The sequence below is a fragment of the Ramlibacter sp. WS9 genome (assembly GCF_003797765.1).
Classification (GTDB): domain Bacteria; phylum Pseudomonadota; class Gammaproteobacteria; order Burkholderiales; family Burkholderiaceae_C; genus Ramlibacter.
The window spans coordinates 206693-228875 of sequence record NZ_RKMB01000009.1; the positions used below are offsets into that span (position 1 = coordinate 206693).

Sequence of the window (22183 nt, forward strand, 5' to 3'; positions counted from 1 at the left end):
CAAAGTGGCTGCTACTCCAGACTTCGACAATTCGGCCGCACGCCTGACGGGCCTGCTCGACTCGGCCATGGACGCCATCATCATGGCCGACCACGAGCAGAACATCGTGCTGTACAACCGCGCGGCCGAAAGCATCTTCGGATGGTCTTCGGCCGAAATGATCGGCCAGCCCCTGACGCGGCTCATCCCCGAGCGCTACCGCGCGGGGCACGCGGAGCACGTGGAGCGCTTCGGCGCCACGGGCGTGACGTCCCGGCGCATGGGCTCGCGCAATGTGGTGTACGGGCTGCGCTCCAACGGCGAAGAGTTTCCCATCGACGCGTCCATCTCGCACCTGGACACGCCCGAAGGCAAGGCGTACACGGTCATCCTGCGCGACGTGACCGAGCGGGTGCGGGCCGAGCAGGAGCAGGCGCGCATGGCACAGCGGCTGTCGGGCCTGCTCGATTCGGCAATGGACGGCATCATCACCGTCGACGAACAGGAGAAGATCGTCTTTTACAACCGCGCGGCGGAGAAGATCTTCGGCTGGCCGGGAACGCAGATGCTGGGCCAGCGGCTGGGCGCGCTGCTGCCCGAGCGCTACCGCGCGTCGCACCATGAACACATCCGGCAGTTCGCCGCCACCGGCGTCACGTCGCGCCGCATGGGGGGCTCCACGGTGATCCACGGGCTGCGCGCGACGGGCGAAGAATTCCCGATGGATGCGTCGATTTCGCAGCTGGACACGCCCGAGGGCAAGCTCTTCACGGTGATCCTGCGCGACGTGACCGAACGCGTGCGGGCCCAGCAAGACCTGGCCGCTTTCGCGGCGCAGGCCAGCGCCATCCGCGAGCAGGAAAAGAGCCGCGTGGCCCGCGAGCTGCACGACGAACTCGCGCAGTCCCTCACAGCCCTAAAAATGGATGCGATCTGGTCCCGCGACAACCTTCGGGATGATGCCGAAGGTGTGCGTGCCAAGCTCGAGGACATGCTCGCCATGCTCGATGCGAGCGTGGCCGCCACCCGCCGCATCGCCGCGGACCTTCGGCCATTGGTGCTCGACGACCTCGGCCTGGTGCCCGCCATCGAGTGGCTGGTGCAGAACTTCACCCAGCGCACCGGCGTTGCATGCGGCCTCGACGTCGACGACGAGCTCGAATTGCACGAGCCGTACGCAACGGCGGTGTTCCGCATCGTCCAGGAGTCGCTGGTCAACGTCGGCAAGCACGCGAAGGCGCGGCAGGTCAACGTTGTGCTGGACCGAACGGCCACGGAGATACGGCTCGCCGTGACGGATGACGGCGTGGGGTTCGACACTTCCGCCGCCCGCAAGCCGGCGTCGCTCGGGCTTGCCGGAGTGCGCGAGCGGGCCCAACTGGTGCAAGGCGATGTGACGGTGAAAAGCGAGCAGGGCGGCGGCACCACCGTCGAAGCGCGCATCCCCGTGCCTCGCGACGGAGATTCCGCATGATAAGGCTGGTGATCGCGGACGACCACGCCATCGTTCGCGAGGGTCTCAAGCGCCTCGTGGGCGGCGCCGAGGGAGTTGAATTGGTGGGCGAGGCGGCAGACGGCACCGAGGTGATGCGCGAAGTGCGCGAGAAGGAGTTCGACGTGCTCGTGCTCGATCTCTCGATGCCGGGGCGCAGCGGCATGGAGCTGATCAAGCTCGTCAAGGCCGAGAAACCGAAACTGCGCATCCTGGTCCTCAGCATGCACCAGGAGCTGCAATACGCGGTGCGCGCCATCAAGTCGGGCGCCAGCGGTTACCTCACCAAGGAAAGCGCGCCCGCCGAACTCGAACAGGCGATCCGCAAGATCGCCGCCGGCGGTGCGTACGTCACCGCGGAAGTGGCCGAGCAACTCGCGCTGGGCGCCATGCCCGGCAGCCAGGCGCACCCGCACGAAAGCCTCTCCGACCGCGAGTTCGAGGTGTTCCGCATGTTGGCTGCGGGCGTCTCGGTGACCGACATCGCCGGCCGCCTGAAGCTGTCGGTGAAGACCGTGAGCACCCACAAGGCCAACCTGATGCAGAAGATGGGTTTGGCCAACCAGAGCGAACTGATTCGCTACGCACTGAAGCACGGGCTGGCGGACTAGGCTTTCGGCTGTCATGCCGGACTCGATCCGGGCATCTATCCCCTTGACTGTCATTGCGGGCTCGACCCGCTGCTGCCCGAAGTCTGATCTCATCGAAGCGCTGCACAGCGACCTGTGCGGAGCCACGGACGCCGGGTGGCCGATGCAGCGAATGTCCCCCGTCGGCGTGCGGCCTCCCTCCTCCTTTATTTCGCCGCATCGGCCACCCGGCATCCATGGGGGACCCAGTTGGCGCGCGACGCGAACACCTACAACGTCTCCCGGATCGGGGTGGTGGGGCGCTCTGCGCAGCGAAATAAAGGAGGAGGGAGCGGCTTGCCGCGACGGGGGACATTCGCAGCGCAGAGTGCCCCGCCGCCCCGATCCCGCCCGGCCATGTCGATACGGCCGCTAGGAATTGTCCTAGTCCTGCTAGGGCGCCCGCGAAGGCGTCTTTGCGCCGTGCACCGAGCCTCGATTCAGGCCCGCGCCGATGGGCGGGAAGAGGTGGATGAACGACAGTACATCCATGGCGCAACGCACTTCACCCATCAAGGTTTTCCTGGCCGATGACTCGGCCCTGATCCGCACCCGCGTCGCCGCCATGTTGGCGAACGGGAAGATCGACGTCGTCGGCCAGGCAGAAACACCCCAGGCCTGTATAGACGGGATCCTCGCAACCCGTCCCGACGTCGTGGTGCTGGACGTGCAGCTCGACGGCGGCCAGGGCCTCGAGGTGCTGAAGGCCGTGCATCCCGCCGCGCCTCGCATCGCTTTCGTCGTGTTCAGCAACAACTCCGGGCCGGCTTACCGCAAGCGCTACCTGGACTCGGGCGCCGTGCGCTTCCTGGACAAGTCCGCCGAATTCGACCAGTTGCCCGGTGCCGTCGCAGCGGCCGCCCATCAAACCGTCTCCCTTTGAGATCACCGAGAAAGCAAGAGCCCATCATGTCCAACGCCGCCACTCTCGACATCGCCCGCACCATCCGCATCGCACCGGTTCCTTCGGTGCCCCGGGCCGTGTCGGTCGCACCGCTCAAGACGCAGTGCTCGACTTGCCACCTGCGCGACCTGTGCCTGCCGTGCGGCCTCTCCGTCCCGGACACGGAGCGTCTCGACGGAATGATGTTCGCCCGCCGCAAGGTCGCCGCTGGGCAGCCGCTGTACAGCCAGGGCGACAAGTTCCAGTCCATCTATGCCGTGCGCATGGGCACGTTCAAGTCCAGCCTGACGCTGGCGGACGGCCGCGAGCAGGTCAGCGGGTTCCACATGGCCGGCGAGCTGATGGGCCTGGACGGCATCGCTTCCGGCGCGCATGCCAGCAGCGCGATCGCACTGGAGGACACCGAGATCTGCGCGATCCCCTACGCGCACCTCAACGAACTGGCGACGCAGAGCACCAACCTGCAGATGGTCGTCGCGCGCCTCATGAGCCGCGAGATCGTGCGCGAGCACAGCCTGATGATGCTCCTGGGCAGCATGAACGCGGAAGAGCGGCTGGCCGCCTTCCTGCTGAACCTGTCGCGGCGGCTCAAGGCGCGCGGCTACTCCCCGAGCGAATTCCACCTGCGCATGTCGCGCGCCGAGATCGGCAGCTACCTGGGCATGAAGCTCGAAACCGTGAGCCGCACCTTTTCCGCCTTCCAGCAGCAGGGCCTGCTGGAAGTCGACAAGCGGCACATCCGCATCCTGGACCTGGACGGCCTGACGCGCGCGTTCGGGTTGCGCGTCCAGTAAGCGGCGCGTGAACAGACCCGCCTTCATTTCCATTTCCAATTACGGCGCACCGCAGCGATACAGGAGTCAGCCATGTCCATTGCCATCCAGATCATCCGCGACGAGCACGCGGGCGTTGCCGCCGTACTGCGGTCCTTGCGACTGATGATGGCGCAAGGCGCCGGCGATGAACCCGAACGCTTCTTCGACGTGATTCGCGCGATGCTGTTCTACATCGACGAATTCCCGGAGAAGCTGCACCATCCCAAGGAATCCAACCTGTTGTTCCCGCTGCTGATCCGCAAGGCGCCGGAGCTCGCTCCGGTGATCCAGCGGCTGGAGGAAGACCATGCCGCCGGCGAGGGGCGTGTGCGCGAATTGCAGCACCTCCTGCTCGCGTGGGAACTGATCGGCGAGTCGCGCCGCATGGCATTCGTCAAGGCCGCGGACGATTACGTCACGTTCTACCTCAATCACATGCGCACCGAAGAGACGGAGATCCTGCCTGTGGCCGCGCGCGTGCTGGCCGCGGAAGATTGGGCCGTTCTGGACGAGGCGTTCGAGCGCAGCCGAGACCCTTTGGCCGGTGGCACCACCGATCCCCGATTCGACCGCCTGTTTACCCGCATCGTGATGGCCACACCCGCACCCATCGGGGTCGGGCCGGCGTTGCGGCACGCCACCGTGTGAGCGGCGCGGTGAGAAGGTGCCTGCCGTATGCACCTTCATTGCGCTGAATCAAACCTGCACCCGGGCACCGGTTCTACAGTGAACTCAACGGCGCACGAAGCCGTTGGCCCCGCGGGGGCCTCACCCGCGACAACAGAAAGTAGCAGGTTGGATATGAAAGCCATCATCGCCCGAGTTCCGTTGGCCGCAGCAGTGCTGCTCGCGACGTCACCGCTTCTCGGCTCCTTCGGCGCAACGGCCATCAACAAGCCCGTCGCCGCAACCGCGGCGCCGGCACAAACCCAGGCTGGCGTGCACAAGATCACCCTGAAGACCGGCATGGCCGGCGGCAAGATGGTGTTCCTGGACGAGAAGGGGACGCCCAACCCCGTGCTGCGCGGCAATGTCGGCGACACCATCGAGATCACGATCGCCAGCGGCGAGGGCGCCGAGCATGACATCGTGTTCCCCGACCTCGGCGTGCATTCCAAACACTTCGACGGCAAGAGCGGGCCGGTCAAGGTCAGCTTCAAGCTCACGCAGTCGGGCAAGTTCGTCTACATCTGCTCGATCCCGGGCCACCGCCAGATCGGCATGGAAGGCGTGCTCGAAGTGACGGGGCCCGCCGACGCATCTGCCGCCGCGCCGGTGCCGACGGCCCGGCCTGCGACCGCAACGCTGGGCGCCGCGCCCGCCAACGGCGCTATCGCGCCCGCGGTGGCAAGTGCCGTGAGCGTCTCCATGGATCCGAATGCCGTTCCCCCACCCATCGGCAACCGGCCCCCGCAGCTGGTGAAATACGCCATCGAAACCGTGGAGCTTGAAGGCAAACTGGACGACGGGACGACCTTCACCTACTGGACCTTCGGCAAGAAAGTGCCCGGCCCGATGCTGCGCGTGAAGGAAGGCGACACGGTGGAAGTGGCGCTGACCAACAACGCGAACAGCAAGGCGATCCACTCGATCGACCTGCACTCGGTGACGGGCGGCCATGGCGGCGGCCGCGACACGCAGGTCGCGCCCGGCCAGACCAAGACCATCACATTCAAGGCGCTCAATCCTGGCCTGTTCGTGTACCACTGCGCGACGCCTTCGGTAGCGCATCACATTTCCGCCGGCATGTACGGGCTGATCCTGGTCGAGCCGGCGAAGGGCCTGCCAAAGGCCGACAAGGAGTTCTACGTGATGCAGGGGGACGTCTACACGTCGCACGCCATCGGTACCAAGGGCCACCATGCCTTCAGCCACGAGCGCGCCGCGGACGAACTGCCCACGTACTACACCTTCAACGGTGCCGTGGGTGCCTTGACCAAGGAATACAAGATGACGGCCAAGGTCGGCGAAACCGTGCGCGTGTACTTCGGCGTCGGCGGCCCGAACAAGGTCTCGTCGTTCCACGTGATCGGCGAGATCTTCGACAAGGTGTACAGCGAAGGATCGCTGACCGCGGTGAAGACGAACGTGCAGACCACGCTCGTCGCGCCGGGCGGCGCCACCATCGTCGACTTCAAGGTCAACTACCCCGGCAACTACCTGTTGGTGGACCACGCGCTGTCGCGGGTCGCCAAGGGCGCGGCCGGTTCGCTCGACGTGACGGGGCGGGCCGACGCGGCCATCTACAAGTCGAGCCAACCCGGCCACGGCCCCGGCGGGCATTGAAGGAAGCGCCCACGTGAGCAGCCCGGCGTTCTCCTTCGAAGGGCCTGCCGAACTGCAAGCCCCCATCGACCAGGCCCTGCGGCGCGTGGTCGACCCGGAGGTCGCGATGAACATCGTCGACGTCGGGCTCGTCTACGGGGTGAGCGTGAACACCGAGCGAGTGCACGTGCAAGTCACGATGACGTCGGCCGCCTGCCCGGTGGCGGACGTCATCATCGGCGACATCGAACAGCAGCTCGACCGCGCAGTCCCCGCTGGCCTGCTGATCCAGGTCGAGCTGATCTGGGAACCTCCATGGACACCCGAACGATTGAGCGACAAGGCCAAGAGCCTCATGGGGTGGTGACGGCGCGGCGGCGCGCTGCCACGCTGATCCTGCTCGCCCTGGTCGTGACGGCGTTGCTGGGCGCGATCGCCGGCGGCCTGCTGCGCGCGGGCGTCGCCGTTCCCGTTGGGGATGGTGCCGCGTGGCCCGGCCGCGCAGCATTGATGCACGCAGCCCTGATGATCTGCTGCTTCATGGGCACGGTCATCGGCATTGAGCGCGCAGTGGCGGTGAAGCGGCGCGCGGCATGGCTGGCACCGTCCGCCTCGGCCCTGGCGGGACCGGCGCTGTTGGCCGGACTGAACGCGCCGGCGCAATGGTTGCTCGTGGGAGCGGCGCTTGCCTTCACGGGCGTCAATGTTTTGGTCGTGCACCGGCAGCGCGCGGCCCACACCGTGTTGTTGCTTGCGGGCGCGCTCTGCTGGCTGGCCGGCAACCTTCTCTTCGCGTTGGACTGGGGCACCGCCGCCGCGCCGGCATGGTGGTTCGCTTTCCTGGTGATGACCATCGCGGCCGAGCGCCTGGAGATGACGCGCATGATGCGCCGCCGTCCGGGCGCGCAAAGTGCGCTGGTCGCCGTGCTGGCACTGATGGCCACGGGCGCCGCGGCATCCGCGGTGGCACCTGTGGGCGGGGGCATTCTGTATGGCGCGTCGCTGCTTCTGCTTGCACTGTGGCTCATACGGTTCGACATCGCGCGCCGGACCTTGTTCACCGACGGCCTGGCCCGCTACATGGCCGTCTGCCTGCTGGGAGGCTACGCGTGGCTGGCGGTTTCAGGCGTGGCCTGGGCCGCGAGTGCGCTGGGCGTGCCCACCCGGGACGCGGCCCTGCACGCGCTGGGCCTGGGCTTCGTCTTCAGCATGATGATGGGCCATGCGCCGGTGATCCTGCCGGCGATCGCGCGCGTGAAGGTTCTGTTCGGCGCGGTGTTCTACCTGCCATTGGCGGCACTGCACCTGTCGCTGCTGGCCCGGCTCGGCCCGGGCTTCGCCGCGCCGGCATGGCGTTCTCAAGGATCGCTTTTCAACGTGTTGTCGATCGCGCTCTTCGCGGCCACGGTGGCAGGTGCCGTGTGGGCGTGGCGTTTGAAACATGGCCCGGCGCGCGCGATGCGCAACCGCGCTGCGCACTGAACCGTCAAGTCCCGGCCACGCCGCGCCGGGCCATCATGTCGCGCGTCATCGCTTCGAGCGGCGCGCCGGCCAGCAACGGCTTGGCCGCCGGATAGGCGATCTCTTCCTCGGCCTGGATGTGCCCTGGGTACAGGTCCGCTAACGCGTCGAGCTGGCCTTCGTCGGTGGATGACAAGCGCGAGCGCTCTCCTTGCTCGATGGCAGCCAGGACCGCTCGCGCTGATTTCCATCGCGACTCCATCTGCAGGTGATCGTCGCGCAGCCGTGCGACGACTGCATGGATCCTTGCGTCACCTCCGGCGAGGAGCGCGGGGAAGACGTGCAGTTCCTCGTCGCGGTGATGTTCTGGCGCGGCAATGTCGAAGTAGCGCATCACGTCGCGCGCGGCCTGACGGGCCTGCTCGTCCGCGCCATGCAGCGCGACGTGTTCGCGCAGCCGGTGCAGCAGGTTCAGCATGCGGTGCACGCGCTCGTGGCAGGCCTCGAGCATCTCGAACGGCTGCTCGAAGCCGGCGCCGGGCTTAACCGGGCCGTCCGTCCGCGCGCGCGTGTCCATACCATGAGCCATAACGAATCCCCCAAGCGGCCATGACGCCTGCCCATACACCCGCCGCGGCAGCGGCCAGCAGCGCGGACGGCGCTTGTGGCACCGCGGCGGCGACGCGCAGCAGCGTCGCCGCCTGCAGCAGCAAGAAGAGCGTCCAGATCGGATTGTCCGCCACCAGCGGGCGCCCGCTGTGTCCGCAGGAAACACGCGTCACCATCGCCAGCATGAGCGAGCCGAGGCATCCCATCGTGATCGCGTGCAGGCCCGCAAGCGGCAACAGCGGCGTGCCTGTGAACGCCGCGCCGAGCGTCGAGGCGCCCGACAACGCGAGTCCGAGCCCCAGCCAGAGAAACCCGAGATGCAGCATCGCGAGCAGGCGAACCTTCAGGCTCTGCACCAGCCCCCAGGCGAACATCAGCCAGACCACGACGGCCGCGGCGGCCATCTCGACCAAGCCCCGAAGCACGAGCCAGGCTGCGCTGCCCGCGAGCATTCCATCGAGCCACACGGCCGAGGCTTCGAACAGCGCCACGCCGAGCAGGGCGCCGAGCACCCAGAACGGCCGCCAGGCATCCACCATCGGCAATGCGCTGGACGTGAAGAACGGGATCATCCGGTGCGCAACGATCACGAAGATGGCGATGACGAAGCTCCACAGGCCCGTCAACACGAAGCCGCGCGCGGCGCCCGGCAAGCCGGCCGCCAATGCGATGGCCAGCCCGCCGAGCGAGCACACGCCGGCGACCAACGCGCATCCCACGGCCTTTGCGTGGATGCGGTCGGGCGCATCGCTCGCGAGCACGAGCCGCCAGAACCGCGCCGTCACCGCAGCCAGGCCCGTTTGCACCAGAAGCAGCGCAGCCAAGGCCAGCCCCACATGCACCTGTGCGGCGACGAGCCAGAGGAGCCAGCCGCCACTCATGAGGAGCAGCGGTGTGGCGATCTCACGCGCCGCCGGTCCCCGGACGCCGAGCCATCGAGGACCGGCCGTGAACAGAAAACCGGCAAAGAACAGCGGCATGAAGCCGAACGCCATCACCGTTGAATGGACGGTCGTGGGCGACACCGCATGCGAGAGCCCGATCGCCGCGCCGGCGCGGTCGAACAGGACCAACGCCCACCAGAGGCCGGCGGCCACCAGCACCACCATCGCCAGGAAGAACGCCAGGCGATGCGGAGCTAACAGCAACCGCCGCCACTGCCAGCGCGCAGTGGCGCCCGGCCGCGGCAGGGCCGCTGCAGTCATCCGCAAGCCCCCGTGTGACCGCATTGGGTGCACCAGTCGCAGCCGTCCTTGCGGATGACGGCATGCGCACCGCATTCAGGGCACTTCCTCCCCGCCATCACCGTCGTTGGCGATCCAGGCACCGCGGGTGCATCGGGCTCAATGGCCGATGCACCCAGGTCCACGGTGCCGCGCTGGGCAATGATGTTCTGGATCGCGTACGCGATCGCCGCGACTTCGGAGTCATGCCATAGCGGCACCTGCGTGCCGTCGGCCTTGCGGTAGGTGCCGAGCCGCACCGGGCCGCGGTCCCACGCGACCTTGCGCATGTCGGCGAGCGCCCGGTCCAGGAAGCCGCCGCGCGCGGCGAGCGACAGCAGCCGCATGCTCGCGGTGATCCATTGCTGCGATTCGCCGTTCTGCCCCACGGGCATGAAGAACTCGACCGCGCGTTCGCGGCCTTCGGGCAGCGGCAGGAAAGACACCACCAGGTACAGCGTCTGACGCCCCTGCTGCGTCCAGTATTCGATCTTCTCGGCCGCGGCCGGCAGCACGCCCTTGGGCCGGCTCGCGATGACGGCGCGCATCGGGTCCGGGGCCGCCGCGGCGGGTGTCGCCGCCGTTGCCTTGGTGTCCAGCACCGAGCCCACGATCGCGTTCGGCCGGTACGTGGCCAGCCCCTTCAGCCCGGCCTGCCACGCCTGCCGGTAGAGATGCTGGAACTCGTCGAACGGAATTTCCGCCGGCACGTTGACGGTCTTCGAAATGGCGGTGTCCACGAACGGCTGCACCGCCTGCATCATGTCGACGTGGCCGGCGGGTGACATCTCCAGCGCGCTGACGAAGTACTCGGGCAATTTGGCAACATCCCCGCCCAACGCGCGGTAGAGGCGCCACGCGTGGTCTTCCACGATGTACTCGCTGAGGCTGCCGTCGGACTCGCGCTTCTTGCGCCAGTACGTCCAGGAAAACGCAGGTTCGATGCCGTTCGACGCGTTGTCGGCGAAGGCCAGGCTCACGGTGCCGGTCGGCGCGATCGACAGCAGGTGGCTGTTGCGAATGCCGTAGCGGCGGATGTCGTCCTGCAGCGGCGCGTCGAGCCTGCTTGCGAACGTGCCGGGCGCCAGGTAGTCGTCCGCCTGGAACAACGGGAACGCGCCTTTTTCGCGCGCCAGCGCCACCGATGCGGCGTAGGCGGCGTCGCGCATGCAGCGTGCGATGCGCGCCGCCACTTCGCGGCCTTCGGGCGTGTCGTAGCGCAGCCGCAGCATCGCGAGCGCGTTGCCCAGACCGGTGAACCCCACGCCGATGCGGCGCTTCGCCATCGCTTCGGCGCGCTGCTGAGGCAGGGGCCAGAACGTCAGGTCCAGCACGTTGTCCAGCGCGCGCACTTGCACGCGGACGGCTTCCGCGAAGGCCGCGAAGTCGAACTCGGGCGCGCCCTCGAAGCCGAACGGATGGCGCACGAAGCGCGGCAGGATGACGGGGCCTAAATCGCAGCAGCCGTAGGGCGGCAGCGGCTGCTCGCCGCAGGGGTTGGTGGCGGCTATCTGTTCGCACGCACGCAGGTTGTTGTCGCGATGGATGGTGTCGGTGAACAGGATGCCCGGTTCGGCGAAGTCGTACGCGGAACGCATCACCGTTTCCCACAGCTGCCGCGCAGGCAGCGAGCGATAGACCCAGAGGCCGTCCGCCCGCTGGTGGGCACCCTCTGACACCAGCGCCGCACCCGGGCGCGCGCGATGCACGAGCTCCCAGTCTTCGCCCGCGTCGACGGCCTGGATGAAGCGGTCCGTCACGGCAACGGACACGTTGAAGTTGTTCCACCGCCCGGGCTTGCGCTTGGCGGTGATGAATTCCAGCACGTCCGGGTGGTCGATGCGCAGCACGCCCATCTGCGCACCGCGCCGCGCGCCCGCGCTCTCGACCGTGGCGCATGAATGGTCGAACACGTCGATGTAGCTGCAAGGCCCGGAAGCCAGCGACGCCGTCGCGTTCACCACCGCGCCGCGCGGGCGGATGCGCGAGAAGTCGTAGCCGACGCCGCCGCCCCGGCGCATGGTCTCGGCCGCCTCGCGCAGCGCCTCGTAGATGCCCGGATAGCCTTCGCCGTCGTCGCCCTGGATGCAGTCGCCCACGGGCTGAACGAAGCAGTTGATGAGGGTCGCGGAAAGGGACGTGCCGGCCGCGCTCATGATCCGCCCGGCGCCGATCGCGCCCGCTTCCAGGTTGCGCAGGAACCGCTGCTCCCATTCGGCGCGGCGGTCTTCGGCTTCCACCGAGGCGAGCGCGCGCGCCACGCGGTGGAACAGGTCGAGCTCGACGGCTTCACCGGCCTTGAGGTACTTTTCGCGGAGCACGTCCGCCGTGATGGGTTGCACGGCCAGCGCCAATGCCGCCGGTGCGTCGCGCTTCATGCCGCGGCCTCCGTGGCGCCGGCGGGCATCACGCCGCCGAGCAGCCACCGCATGAGGTCTTCGACCGGACGGATCTGGCTGCCGAACGGCAGGGTGCCGGCGCCGCGGAAGAAGAGGCCCTTGTCGGTGTGGCCTTCCATCGCGTGGCCCAGGCTCTTGTCGATGCAGAACTGCCCCCACGTGCCCTTGCCGTCGCGCAGGCCGCACTGGGCCAGGCAGTCGAACCACATGTTGCAGTGGGACTTGACGTGCGCGTGCTTCTGCAGGCGCGGCTCCAGCCGCAGGTACTTGTCGAGCCAGGGCGTGCGCACGGCGCGAGCCGGCAAGCCCGCCACACTGGTGAAATTGACGATGTCCTCGGGCCGCGCCGAGGCCAGGATCCGCTTGAACTCGGGGTGGGCGTCGCACTCGCGGGTGACGGCGAATGCGGTGCCCAGCTGCACTGCGGACGCGCCCAGGGACTGCAGCTGACGGATATCTTGGAGGCTCGACACGCCACCGGCGGCGATGAGCGGAATGCGGCCTTCGATGCCGGCCGCGCGGAAGAACGCCAGCACCTCCGGCAGCACCACGTCGAAGTCGAAGCGGCGGTCGCCCAGATCCGCGACCTTGGCGGCGCCCAGGTGCCCGCCCGCTAGGCGCGGATGCTCGATCACCACCGCATCCGGCAGCCGCCCCTTCTTTTCCCATTTGCGCACCACGAGCTGCACGCCGCGGGCGTCCGACAGGATGGGAATGAGCGCGGTGTTCGGATGGTCTTTCGCGAGCTCGGGCAGGTCGAGCGGCAGGCCCGCGCCCACCACCACCGCGTCGACCCCGCAGGCCAGCGAATGGCGCACGTAGTTCTCGTATTCGCTGACGGCGCGCATGACGTTGACGGCGACGAGACCGCGCCCGCCGGCTACCGCCCGTGCGCGTGCGATTTCGCGCCCCAGCGCCTCCAGGTTGGCGGCGTTGATCGCGGCCTTGGCTTGCGCGCCTTCGAGGTGTGCGGTTTGCGCCATCAGGTCGGGATGGTGGCGCCGCAGGTCCACCGACGAGATCGTCCCCACGGCGCCGCAAGCGGCCACCGCGCCAGCCAGCCCGCCGGCCGAGACGCCCACGCCCATGCCGCCCTGGACGACCGGTACGAGGTGCTTGCCCGCCAGCGTGAGCGATGTGAGTCCGGAATCCCGCGCAAGCAGGGCGAGTTGCGTGGCTGCTTGCTGTGCCTCGTCCGCAGAAATAGTGTGCATCGGGCAAGTAGATCGCATCGGCCGGCGCGCTTCCTTGATCTGCGTCAGTGTCGGCGCGACTTCGGCCGCCAACAATGGAGCATCCACCCAGGGCATTCGACCCCGAGGAGACCCACATGACCGATATCCATGCACCCGACGCAGTCCCTGCCGCGGACGCCGCGCCGCTGGAAGGCTTTTCCGGCGCGCACCGCGGCATCCTGTGCGCGATGCGCGCGTTCGCCGCGTTGCCGGAATTCGCAGCGGCGGCCGAGCGGTCGCGTCAGGTCGCGATCACCACGCTCCAGCTGTTCGAAGGCACGGTGCTGCCTCATCATGCCGATGAGGAGTCGGAGCTGTTCCCCGCCGTGATTCGCAGCGCCACCCCAGGGCCGGAGCGCACCCACGTCGAGGCGATGGTGGACCGGCTCGTGGCGGAACACCGCTCGTTGGAGTCGCTCTGGAAGATGCTCCGCCCGGCGGTCAAGCGGGCGGCGGCCGGCATCACCGCCCAGCTCGACGCTGAAGCGGTGGCCGCGCTGTCGTACGCCTACCACCGCCATGCGGCGTTCGAGGAGACGGAGTTCCTGCCATTGGCCGGGGAGATCCTCGCACGCAACGGCAACCACATGGCTGCGCTGGGGCTGGCGATTCACCTGCGCCATGCGCCCGCGCCGGTGGCCTACATCTGATCGGCCGGATCAGTTGCGCAAGGGCTGGTCCACCAGCCGGGCGAGCGCGTCGGGGTCCACGATGCGCACGTGGCGATGGCGCACTTCGATCAAGCCGTCGTCGGCGAACTTCGAGAAAGTACGGCTCACCGTCTCCAGCTTCAGCCCGAGGTAGTTGCCGATTTCCTCGCGCGTCATGCGCAGCACCAGTTCCGAACGGGAAAAGCCGCGGGCGTGCAGCCGCTGCACCAGGTTCAGCAGGAAGGCGGCCAGCCGCTCCTCGGCGCGCATGCTGCCCAGCAGCAGCATCACGCCATGCTCGCGCACGATCTCGCGGCTCATGATCCGGTGGACGTGTCGCTGCAGGGAAGCAACGTCTCGCGAGAGCTCGGTGATGCGGTCGAACGGCATCACGCACACCTCGGCGTCTTCGATGGCGATGGCGTCGCACGAGTGCTGGTCGTTCACGATGCCGTCCAGCCCGATGATTTCGCCGGCCATCTGGAAGCCCGTGACCTGCTCGCGCCCGTCCGGTGCCGCCATGCAGGTCTTGAAAAAACCGGTGCGGATCGCGAACAGGGAGCCGAACGCGTCGCCACGCCGGAAGAGGGCGCTGCCGCGCTCGACCTTCCTACGGGCCGCGACCAGCTCGTCCACGCGGTCCAGTTCCTCGGGTGTGAGCCCGACGGGCATGCACAGCTCGCGCAGGCTGCAATTGGAGCAGGCGACCTGCAACTGCTCCTTGGGGGTGGGGTGGTTATTCATGATCTGAGTCAAATTGTCCGGAACCTTCGCAGCGCGGACTTGACCCATGTCAACAGCGAGGCCCTTCGCCCGGCGCACAGTGGAGCCACTCAACCTTACGCCCAACATGACCGCCGTTTCGCCCGAACTGCTGCGCCGCTTCGACATCCCGGGGCCGCGCTACACCTCCTATCCCACCGCCGACCGCTTCGTCGAGGCATTCGGTGCGCCCGACCTGGCGCAGGCCCTGGCGCAGCGCCGCGCAGGGCCCGCGGCGCTTGCGATGCCGTTGTCGCTGTACGTGCACATCCCGTTTTGCGAGTCGCTTTGCTACTACTGCGCGTGCAACAAGATCATCACGAAGAAGCACGAGCGCGGCGCCGCCTACCTGAAGCTGCTGGCGCGCGAGGTGGACCTGTACGCCTTGCAGATCGGCACCGGGCAGGCGGTGACCCAATTGCACCTGGGCGGCGGATCGCCCACTTTCCTCACCGACGATGAACTGGGGCAGCTGATGGAGATGCTGCGCCGCAGCTTCAATCTGGTGCCCGGCGGCGAGCACTCCATCGAAATCGATCCGCGCACCGTGGACGCAGGGCGCCTGCAGCGGCTGGCCGATCTGGGATTCAACCGCATCAGCTTCGGCGTGCAGGACTTCGATCCCCAAGTGCAGCAGGCGGTGCACCGCGTGCAGCCGGCCGAGCAGGTGTTCGCGCTGATGGACGCCGCCCGCGCCATCGGCTTCGACTCGGTGAACGTGGACTTGATCTACGGCCTGCCCAAGCAGACACCGGAATCATTCGCGCGAACGCTGGTGCAGGTCTCGCAACTGCGCCCCGACCGCATCGCCCTGTACGCCTACGCGCATCTGCCCGACCGCTTCAAGCCGCAGCGGCGCATTCTGTCCGCGGACTTGCCGGCGCCGCCGGACAAGCTGGGCATGCTGACGCAGGCCCTGGACGCGTTTGGCGAGGCCGGCTACGACTACATCGGCATGGACCATTTCGCGCTGCCCAACGATGCGCTGGCCGTGGCCAAGCGCCAGGGCCGGCTGCACCGCAACTTCCAGGGCTACAGCACGCAGCCGGACTGCGACCTCATCGGCCTGGGCGTGTCCGCCATCGGCCGCATCGGCGCCACCTACAGCCAGAACGCGAAGACGATGGAGGAATACGCGGACTGCCTCGACCAGGGGCGGATGCCCATCGTGCGCGGCCTCGCACTGTCGCGCGACGACCTGGCCCGGCGCGCGGTGATCATGGCGCTGATGTGCCAGGGGCAGGTGCTGTTCGAATCGATCGAGCTGGCCTGGCTGATGGACTTCCGCGCTTACTTCGCGAACGAGCTGGAACAGATGGCCGAATACGACGAGATGGGCCTCGTCCGCATCGACGATGCGGGCATTCAGGTCACCGCCTCGGGATGGCACGTCGTGCGCGCCATCGCGATGGTTTTCGACCGCTACCTGCAGGCCGACCGCAACCGCGCCCGCTTCTCGCGCATCATCTGAAGGGGCGGCGTTGTCTGTTGCCCTCGCGCTTTCCGCATTGGTCATGGGCCTGGCCGGCGGGCCGCATTGCGCCGCGATGTGCGGCGCGGCCTGTGGCGGGTTGGCTCGGGCGGGGAAGTCGCCTTCGCGGTCGCTCTGGACCTTCCAGGCCGGCCGTCTGGCGGGCTATTCCGCCGCCGGCGCGGCGGCCGCATTCGCCGTGGAAAACTTCGCGTGGCTCACGACGCAGACCGCGGCCCTGCGTCCCGTGTGGACGTTGTTTCACCTTGCCGTGCTGGCCTGGGGCCTGATGCTGGTCGTGCGCGCGCGCCAGCCGGTCTGGGTGAGCAATGCAGGGCGCACGGTGTGGTCGCGTGTGCGGCCCATGGCTGCAAAGCGCGGCGGTGTGTTTGCTGCGGGCGCGCTGTGGGCTTTCATGCCTTGCGGGTTGCTGTACTCCGCGCTGCTGGTCGCGTCACTGGCTGGCGGTGCCCTTGAAGGCGCGGCGGTGATGGCGCTGTTCGCGTTGGGCAGCGGCTTGTCGCTGGGCCTGGCGCCCTGGCTGCTCAAACAGCTGCAGCGGGCCGGCGATGGTGTGCGGCGCGATTGGGGCACGCGCGCCGCGGGCGCATTGCTCGTCGCCGCTACGCTTTGGGCGCTATGGATGGATATGGCGCACCGCGTGGCGGTGTGGTGCGGGCTGGCCTGAGCAATTGTCATTGCGGCCTCGATCCGCAATCCATGACTTCCGACTTGAAGGTGCCGTTCCAGCTGCAAGGGGGCCAGCGCATCGAGGACACGCCGGTTCATGAAGCGCTTCGCGAGGCATTGGTCAATACCTTGATCCATGCCGATTTCACTGGGCGCGTGTCGGTGCTGGTGGTCAAGCAGGCCGATATGTTCAGCTTCCGCAACCCCGGTTTGATGCGCTTGCCGCTGGAAATGGCGGTGGCGGGCGGCAACAGCGACTGCCGCAATCGGTGCATGCAAACCATGTTTCAGCAAGTCGGTTACGGCGACCATGCAGGGTCGGGTGTTCCCAAGATCTACCGGAATTGGGCCGGCCAGCACTGGCGGCTGCCGGTGCTTCGTCAGCGGGCCGAGCCAGAGCAGACGCTGCTGGAACTGCGCATGACCAGTCTGCTGCCGCCCGATTCGGTGGCAGCGCTGGAAGCGCAACTCGGCGCACGTTTTGCCGGTCTGGCCGAACTGGAGCGCCTTGCATTGGTGACAGCTGCCACCGAGGGCACGCTCAATCACACACGGCTGCGCGAGATTTCCACCGACCATCCCAGCGACATCACGAAGATGCTGGCGCGGTTGGTCAAGGACGGGATGCTCGCTTCCGAGGGCACCGGGCGTGGAATGGTGTATCGGCTCCCCAAGCAAAGGGCTAGCCAATACACGGACTTTGCAGAAGGCGACGCGGCGCTCTTAACACCGGAGCAGGCGGGCTTAACACCGGAGCAGGCGGGCTTAACACCGGAGCAGGCCGGCCTAACACCGGAGCTTGACGCCCCAACCGTCACCGTGGTTTCCGACTTGTCTCAGCTGTCGGCACAAGAGCTGGCGCGACTGCAGCGCTTGGCCGAGCCGGTCAGCGGGCGCCAGCGCGTTCAACCGGAAATAGTCAAACAGACCGTCATCGCTCTATGCCGCGAGCACTACCTGGGCTTGCGGGTATTGGCTGAGTTGCTGGCCCGCCGAGACCATGATGGCGCCGATCTGCGAAAGCGCATTCTCAACCCCCTGGTCAAAGACGGCTTGCTGATGCGTGCCTACCCCAGCCCCAACGATCCACGTCAGGCGTACCAGAGTACGCCTGACGGCAGTTCCCCCAAACCATGAACGCTTCCTCCCTCGTCCAGAAAATCTGGAACTTCTGCCACACGCTGCGCGACGACGGCGTGGGCTATGGCGATTACCTCGAACAGCTGACCTACCTACTCTTCCTGAAGCTGGCGCACGAATACGCGCAGCCGCCTTATGACCGAAAGGCCAAGATTCCCAAGGGTTTCGACTGGTCCAGACTCAAGGGCAAGACCGGGGAGCCGCTGGAGGCGCACTACCTGGCGCTGCTCCATCGGATGGGGCGGGAGCAGGGCATGCTGGGCGCCATTTTTTTTAAGGCGCAGAACAAGATCCAGGACCCGGCCAAGCTGTCACGCCTGGTGCAGCTGATCGACGCTGAAAGCTGGATCAGCCTGGATGCCGATACCAAGGGCGATCTGTATGAAGGCCTGTTGCAGAAGAACGCCGAAGACACCAAGAGCGGTGCCGGCCAGTACTTCACGCCACGCGCCTTGATCGAGGCGATGGTCGCTTGTGTGCAGCCACAGCCGATGAAGACCATTGCCGATCCGGCCTGCGGCACGGGCGGATTCTTCCTGGGCGCTTATGACTGGTTGACTCACAAGAGCGGCCGCAAGCTCAACATCCGCCAGCAAGAGTTCTTGCATCGCGAGACCTTCTTCGGCAATGAAATCGTCGCGGCCACCCGGCGCCTCTGCCTGATGAACCTCTTTCTGCACAACGTGGGCGACCTCGATGGCGAGCCGACGGTGGACCGTGCCGATGCGCTGATTGCCGCGCCCGAAAAGCGCTTCGATTACGTGCTGGCCAATCCGCCCTTCGGCAAGAAGAGCAGCATGACCATCACCAACGCGGAGGGCGAGGAGGACCGCGACGCGCTCACCTACGAACGGCAGGACTTCTGGCAGACCACTTCGAACAAGCAGCTGAACTTCTTGCAGCACATCGTGACCATCCTGAAGACCACGGGGCAGGCGGCGGTGGTGTTGCCTGATAACGTGCTGTTCGAAGGAGGCGCCGGAGAGAAGATTCGGCGCAAGCTGCTGGAAACATGCGACGTCCACACGCTGCTGCGATTGCCCACGGGCATCTTCTACGCGAACGGTGTGAAGGCCAACGTGCTGTTCTTCGACAAGAAGCCGGCCGACGGCAAGGTGCATACCAAGGGCGTGTGGATCTACGACCTGCGCACCAACAAGCATTTCACGCTCAAGACGCGGCCGTTGGGCTCGGACGACCTGCGGGACTTCATTGAATGCTACCGGCCGGCCAATCGCCACGAACGCGTGGAGGCAGAGCGCTTCAAATACTTCCAGTACGCCGATCTGGTGGCGCGCGACAAGGCCAGTCTGGATATCTTCTGGCTTAAAGACGACAGCCTCGACAATCTCGATGACCTCCCGCCGCCTGATGTGCTGCAGCAGGAGATCATCGAACACCTCGAAGCCGCGTTGGCCGCATTCAGGGACGTGGCCGCTGGGTTGCCTAGCAGCGCTGCTTGAGCGGCTGAGTGCTTGTGGCTAGCGCTGCGCCGGCAACTCGAACACCAGGCAAGTCGTGGTGCCGTGCGCATACAGCGTACCGTCTGGCCCGTACAGCCGGGCCTCGGCGGTTGCCAATTGGCGCCCGCAATGGATCACCTTGCCTTCGGCGCGCACGCGCGGTGCCTTGGAACCGATGGCGCGCACCAGGTTCACGCTCAGTTCGGCGGTGGTGTAGCCGCGGCCGGGGGGCATCATGGTGTGCACGGCGCAGCCGAGCGCGGAGTCGAGCAGGGTGGCGTACCAGCCGCCATGGATCGTGCCCATCGGGTTGAGGTGGGCCGGGCCGGGCGTGCCCTGGAACAAGGCGCGGCCTTCGCCCACTTCCAGCAGCGCGAAATCGAGCGTCTTGGCGATAGCCGCGTAGGGCAGCTCGCCGCGCAGCATCGCCTGCATGGTTTCCAGGCCAGTCTTGCCGGTGATCTGCTCGGGCCTGGCGACGCCGGGGCCGGCGCCTGCCTCGAGCCGGGCCACCACTTCACGTTCCTGGGCCAGCCAGGCTTCGAGGTTGTTCATTTGGGTCATCTCAATCCTTCGATAGTCAGGTAGGGACAGAGCTGAAGGGCTTGTCCCGCAAGGGGTCAATGAAGACTTGCATATGCAACAGTTGTAGGTACAATAATATCCATGGACACCGCTGTCAAGCCCCAGGGCTGCACCAACCTCAAGCTGCGCCAGCTGATGCGCCGGGTGGCGCAGCACTACGACGCCGAGGTTGGCAAGACCGGGCTGAAGGGCACGCAGTATTCGCTGCTCTCGTATGTGGTCAAGCTCGGCCCCATCCGTCCTGGCGACCTGGCGCGTGAGATGCGCGTGGACGCTTCGACGCTCACCCGCAACATGCGCCCGCTGATCGACGCGGGCTGGCTCGAGCTCGGCCCCGGCGCCGATGGCCGCAGCCGACTGCTCAGTGTCACGGACGCCGGCCGCGAAAAACGTCAGGAGGCGCAGCGCCGTTGGCGAGTCGCGCAGGAGGGCATCAACGCGATGCTCGGCCCGCGGCGCGTCGTGGAACTGCATGGCCTGATCGACGAATGCCTGGAATTGTTGTCACCCGTTCCCGAGGAAGAAATCGATGAATAGCGCAATTGCAGCCGCCGCCGGCGGCCAACGCAAGCAAGTGGCCTTCTGGCTGGTGCTGGTCGCCGCCGCCGGCACCTTCGCCCTGACCATGGGCACGCGGCAAACCATGGGCTTGTTCATGAGCCCGATGAACACCGCGACCGGCCTGGGCATCGGCAGCATCAGCCTGGCGTTCGCGTTCGGCCAGCTGTGGTGGGGCCTGACGCAGCCTTTCGCTGGGGCGATGGCCGACAAGGTCGGCGCGGGGCGGGTGCTGTTTGCGGGTGCGGTGCTGGTGGCCATCGGCACTTTCATCACGCCGTACATGACGACAACCCTGGGCTTGATCCTGGCGATCGGCGTGCTCTCTGCCGGCGGCGCGGGTATGGCCGGGCCCGCGGTTCTTATGGCCGCGACCACGCGGTTGATCCCTGCGGAGAAACGCGGGTTGGCCACCGGTATCGTGAATGCCGGCGGCTCCTTCGGGCAGTTCGTCATGGCGCCCATCGCAGGCGCCTTGATGACAGGCATGGGCTGGGCCGGCGCCATGCAGGTGCTGGGGCTGGTCGTGCTGCTGGCGCTCCCCGCTGCCTTCCTGCTCAAGGGCAATTCGCTGCAGTCCGCACCCGCCGGCCAAAAGGTGGTTGGGACGGGCGACGCAATCCGCACCGCGCTGCGCAACCCCAGCTACCTGTTGCTGGCGGCCGGCTTCTTCGTCTGCGGCTTTCACGTGGCGTTTCTTGCCACGCACTTGCCGGGCGTCATTGCCGCCTGCGGCCTGCCCGTTCAGTTCGCCGCCTGGTCATTGGCGATGATCGGCCTGTTCAACATTATCGGCAGTGTCGCCATGGGGTGGGCCGTGGGCCGCTGGCGCATGAAGTCGCTGCTGTCGCTGCTCTATGCGGTCCGTGGGCTGGCGGTGCTGGTGTTCTTGCTGGCACCCAAGACGGGTCCGGTGGTCCTGATCTTCGCGGCGGTCATGGGCGTCACTTTCCTCTCGACCGTGCCGCCCACCGCAGGATTGGTGGCGAAGTTCTTCGGCCCCGCCAATATGGCCACGCTGTTCGGCATCGTGATGCTCACGCACCAGGTCGGCGGCTTTCTCGGCGCGTGGCTGGGCGGCAAGGTCTTTGAAGCGACCGGCAGCTACGACTGGGTTTGGTACATCGATATCGTGCTGGCGATCGGCGCGGCGCTGGTGCATTTGCCGATTCGCGAGGCGTTGCCGAAGCCGGCGGCCGCAGCCGCCGCCGCGTAACATCACCCCGTCCGCGCGAGATCGCTTTCCTTGCGCAGCGCGTTGACGAACACCAGCCCCGCCGCCGATAGCGATTCGCGGCGGCGCGTCACCAGTCCGTACGGGTCCAGCCGGCGCGCCAACCGCACCGGCAGAATGCTCAGCAACTGCTTGCCCGCGTAGTGGTTGGCCACCGAGGTCGGCACCACGGCCACCATGTCGGTGTGCTGGATCAGCGTGGTCGTGATGAGGATCGCCGCCGTCTCCACGATGCTTTCCGGTGAAGCAAGCCCGTTCTCGGCAAAGGCCAGCTCCAGCAGTTCGCGCATCGGGCTGCCGCGCGGCTGCAGGATCCAGCCGTAGTCCATCAACGCCTTGAGCGTGGTCTGCTTGGCCTTGGCCAGCGGGTGGTGAAACCCCGCGACCACCGACAGCGATTCGTCGCCCAGCAGTTCGAAGTTGAAGCTGCCGCGCTCGACCCGTTCGGTCAGGCGCCCCAGCACCAGGTCGAGCGTGCCCTTTTCGAGCTGGGCCATCAGCATGTCGCTGGTGTCGACCGTGATGCTGATGTCCATCAGCGAGTACTGCCGCTTCACGTTGGCAATGGCGCGGGTGAGCATCTGCGGCACCGGCGCCATGATGCTGCCCACCCGTACCC

Annotated in this window: 22 protein-coding genes; 15 read left to right on the forward strand and 7 right to left on the reverse strand. The window is 67.1% G+C overall.

Annotation, left to right across the window (positions count from 1 at the left end; translation table 11 throughout):
* Positions 1-4 precede the first annotated feature (4 nt).
* The 8 genes from EEB15_RS15930 to EEB15_RS15965 all read left to right on the forward strand — a co-directional run bounded on the left by EEB15_RS15930 (position 5) and on the right by EEB15_RS15965 (position 7566).
* The gene (locus tag EEB15_RS15930) at positions 5-1453 is read left to right on the forward strand and encodes a PAS domain S-box protein (protein WP_141510852.1); all 1449 of its coding nucleotides are present in this window, start codon (positions 5-7) and stop codon (positions 1451-1453) included.
* The gene (locus tag EEB15_RS15935) at positions 1450-2082 is read left to right on the forward strand and encodes a response regulator transcription factor (RefSeq protein ID WP_141510853.1); all 633 of its coding nucleotides are present in this window, start codon (positions 1450-1452) and stop codon (positions 2080-2082) included. The genes EEB15_RS15930 and EEB15_RS15935 overlap by 4 nt, the downstream gene beginning before the upstream one ends.
* 490 nt (positions 2083-2572) lie before the next feature.
* The gene (locus tag EEB15_RS15940) at positions 2573-2983 is read left to right on the forward strand and encodes a response regulator transcription factor (protein WP_233259499.1); all 411 of its coding nucleotides are present in this window, start codon (positions 2573-2575) and stop codon (positions 2981-2983) included.
* 26 nt (positions 2984-3009) lie between these two features.
* Entirely contained in the window at positions 3010-3798 is a 789-nt protein-coding gene (fnr, locus tag EEB15_RS15945; RefSeq protein WP_141510854.1) for a fumarate/nitrate reduction transcriptional regulator Fnr, read from the forward strand.
* A 72-nt stretch (positions 3799-3870) separates the two neighbouring features.
* On the forward strand, positions 3871-4467 hold the full coding sequence (locus tag EEB15_RS15950) for a hemerythrin domain-containing protein (protein ID WP_141510855.1): 597 nt from the start codon (positions 3871-3873) through the stop codon (positions 4465-4467).
* A gap of 153 nt (positions 4468-4620) precedes the next feature.
* Positions 4621-6105, forward strand: coding sequence for a copper-containing nitrite reductase (gene nirK / locus EEB15_RS15955; protein WP_141510856.1), 1485 nt, complete (start codon positions 4621-4623; stop codon positions 6103-6105).
* Positions 6106-6118: 13 nt separating this feature from the next.
* Positions 6119-6451 (forward strand): metal-sulfur cluster assembly factor, encoded by a 333-nt coding sequence (locus EEB15_RS15960; protein ID WP_141510857.1) that lies wholly within the window; start codon positions 6119-6121, stop codon positions 6449-6451.
* Complete coding sequence (locus tag EEB15_RS15965) at positions 6400-7566, forward strand: hypothetical protein (RefSeq protein ID WP_233259500.1); 1167 nt, start codon at positions 6400-6402, stop codon at positions 7564-7566. The genes EEB15_RS15960 and EEB15_RS15965 overlap by 52 nt, the downstream gene beginning before the upstream one ends.
* A 4-nt stretch (positions 7567-7570) precedes the next feature.
* Here EEB15_RS15965 and EEB15_RS15970 read toward each other — a convergent pair whose 3' ends face one another.
* From EEB15_RS15970 to EEB15_RS15985, 4 genes are read right to left on the reverse strand one after another with little or no spacing between them, the layout of a single operon-like run.
* A complete protein-coding gene (locus EEB15_RS15970; RefSeq protein ID WP_233259501.1) occupies positions 7571-8122 on the reverse strand; it encodes a hemerythrin domain-containing protein in 552 nt (183 codons plus the stop codon).
* The gene (locus EEB15_RS15975) at positions 8088-9359 is read right to left on the reverse strand and encodes an NnrS family protein (protein WP_141510858.1); all 1272 of its coding nucleotides are present in this window, start codon (positions 9357-9359) and stop codon (positions 8088-8090) included. The genes EEB15_RS15970 and EEB15_RS15975 overlap by 35 nt, the downstream gene beginning before the upstream one ends.
* Positions 9356-11755, reverse strand: coding sequence for an adenosylcobalamin-dependent ribonucleoside-diphosphate reductase (locus EEB15_RS15980; protein WP_141510859.1), 2400 nt, complete (start codon positions 11753-11755; stop codon positions 9356-9358). The genes EEB15_RS15975 and EEB15_RS15980 overlap by 4 nt, the downstream gene beginning before the upstream one ends.
* Positions 11752-12990 (reverse strand): nitronate monooxygenase family protein, encoded by a 1239-nt coding sequence (locus EEB15_RS15985; protein ID WP_141510860.1) that lies wholly within the window; start codon positions 12988-12990, stop codon positions 11752-11754. The genes EEB15_RS15980 and EEB15_RS15985 overlap by 4 nt, the downstream gene beginning before the upstream one ends.
* A gap of 116 nt (positions 12991-13106) precedes the next feature.
* Here EEB15_RS15985 and EEB15_RS15990 point away from each other — a divergent pair, with 116 nt between their 5' ends.
* Entirely contained in the window at positions 13107-13661 is a 555-nt protein-coding gene (locus tag EEB15_RS15990) for a hemerythrin domain-containing protein (protein WP_141510861.1), read from the forward strand.
* A gap of 9 nt (positions 13662-13670) precedes the next feature.
* Here the strand turns inward: EEB15_RS15990 and fnr (EEB15_RS15995) are convergent, their stop codons facing one another.
* Positions 13671-14405 (reverse strand): fumarate/nitrate reduction transcriptional regulator Fnr, encoded by a 735-nt coding sequence (gene fnr, locus EEB15_RS15995; protein ID WP_141510862.1) that lies wholly within the window; start codon positions 14403-14405, stop codon positions 13671-13673.
* Positions 14406-14511: 106 nt separating this feature from the next.
* Between fnr (EEB15_RS15995) and hemN the strand changes: the two genes are divergently transcribed.
* From hemN to EEB15_RS16015, 4 genes are read left to right on the forward strand one after another with little or no spacing between them, the layout of a single operon-like run.
* Entirely contained in the window at positions 14512-15894 is a 1383-nt protein-coding gene (hemN, locus tag EEB15_RS16000) for an oxygen-independent coproporphyrinogen III oxidase (RefSeq protein WP_141510863.1), read from the forward strand.
* A gap of 10 nt (positions 15895-15904) precedes the next feature.
* The gene (locus EEB15_RS16005; protein ID WP_141510864.1) at positions 15905-16582 is read left to right on the forward strand and encodes a sulfite exporter TauE/SafE family protein; all 678 of its coding nucleotides are present in this window, start codon (positions 15905-15907) and stop codon (positions 16580-16582) included.
* Between the two features lie 32 nt (positions 16583-16614).
* Positions 16615-17721 (forward strand): ATP-binding protein, encoded by a 1107-nt coding sequence (locus EEB15_RS16010; protein WP_158290124.1) that lies wholly within the window; start codon positions 16615-16617, stop codon positions 17719-17721.
* The gene (locus EEB15_RS16015; RefSeq protein WP_141510866.1) at positions 17718-19187 is read left to right on the forward strand and encodes a class I SAM-dependent DNA methyltransferase; all 1470 of its coding nucleotides are present in this window, start codon (positions 17718-17720) and stop codon (positions 19185-19187) included. Before EEB15_RS16010 ends, EEB15_RS16015 begins: the two co-directional genes overlap by 4 nt.
* An 18-nt stretch (positions 19188-19205) precedes the next feature.
* Here EEB15_RS16015 and EEB15_RS16020 read toward each other — a convergent pair whose 3' ends face one another.
* The gene (locus EEB15_RS16020) at positions 19206-19751 is read right to left on the reverse strand and encodes a PaaI family thioesterase (RefSeq protein WP_141510867.1); all 546 of its coding nucleotides are present in this window, start codon (positions 19749-19751) and stop codon (positions 19206-19208) included.
* A 102-nt stretch (positions 19752-19853) separates the two neighbouring features.
* Between EEB15_RS16020 and EEB15_RS16025 the strand changes: the two genes are divergently transcribed.
* Positions 19854-20309, forward strand: coding sequence for a MarR family winged helix-turn-helix transcriptional regulator (locus tag EEB15_RS16025; protein WP_141510868.1), 456 nt, complete (start codon positions 19854-19856; stop codon positions 20307-20309).
* Positions 20302-21546, forward strand: coding sequence for an MFS transporter (locus EEB15_RS16030; RefSeq protein ID WP_141510869.1), 1245 nt, complete (start codon positions 20302-20304; stop codon positions 21544-21546). The genes EEB15_RS16025 and EEB15_RS16030 overlap by 8 nt, the downstream gene beginning before the upstream one ends.
* Positions 21547-21548: 2 nt before the next feature.
* Here EEB15_RS16030 and EEB15_RS16035 read toward each other — a convergent pair.
* On the reverse strand, positions 21549-22183 hold a 635-nt coding region (locus EEB15_RS16035; RefSeq protein ID WP_233259502.1), incomplete at its 5' end, for a LysR substrate-binding domain-containing protein.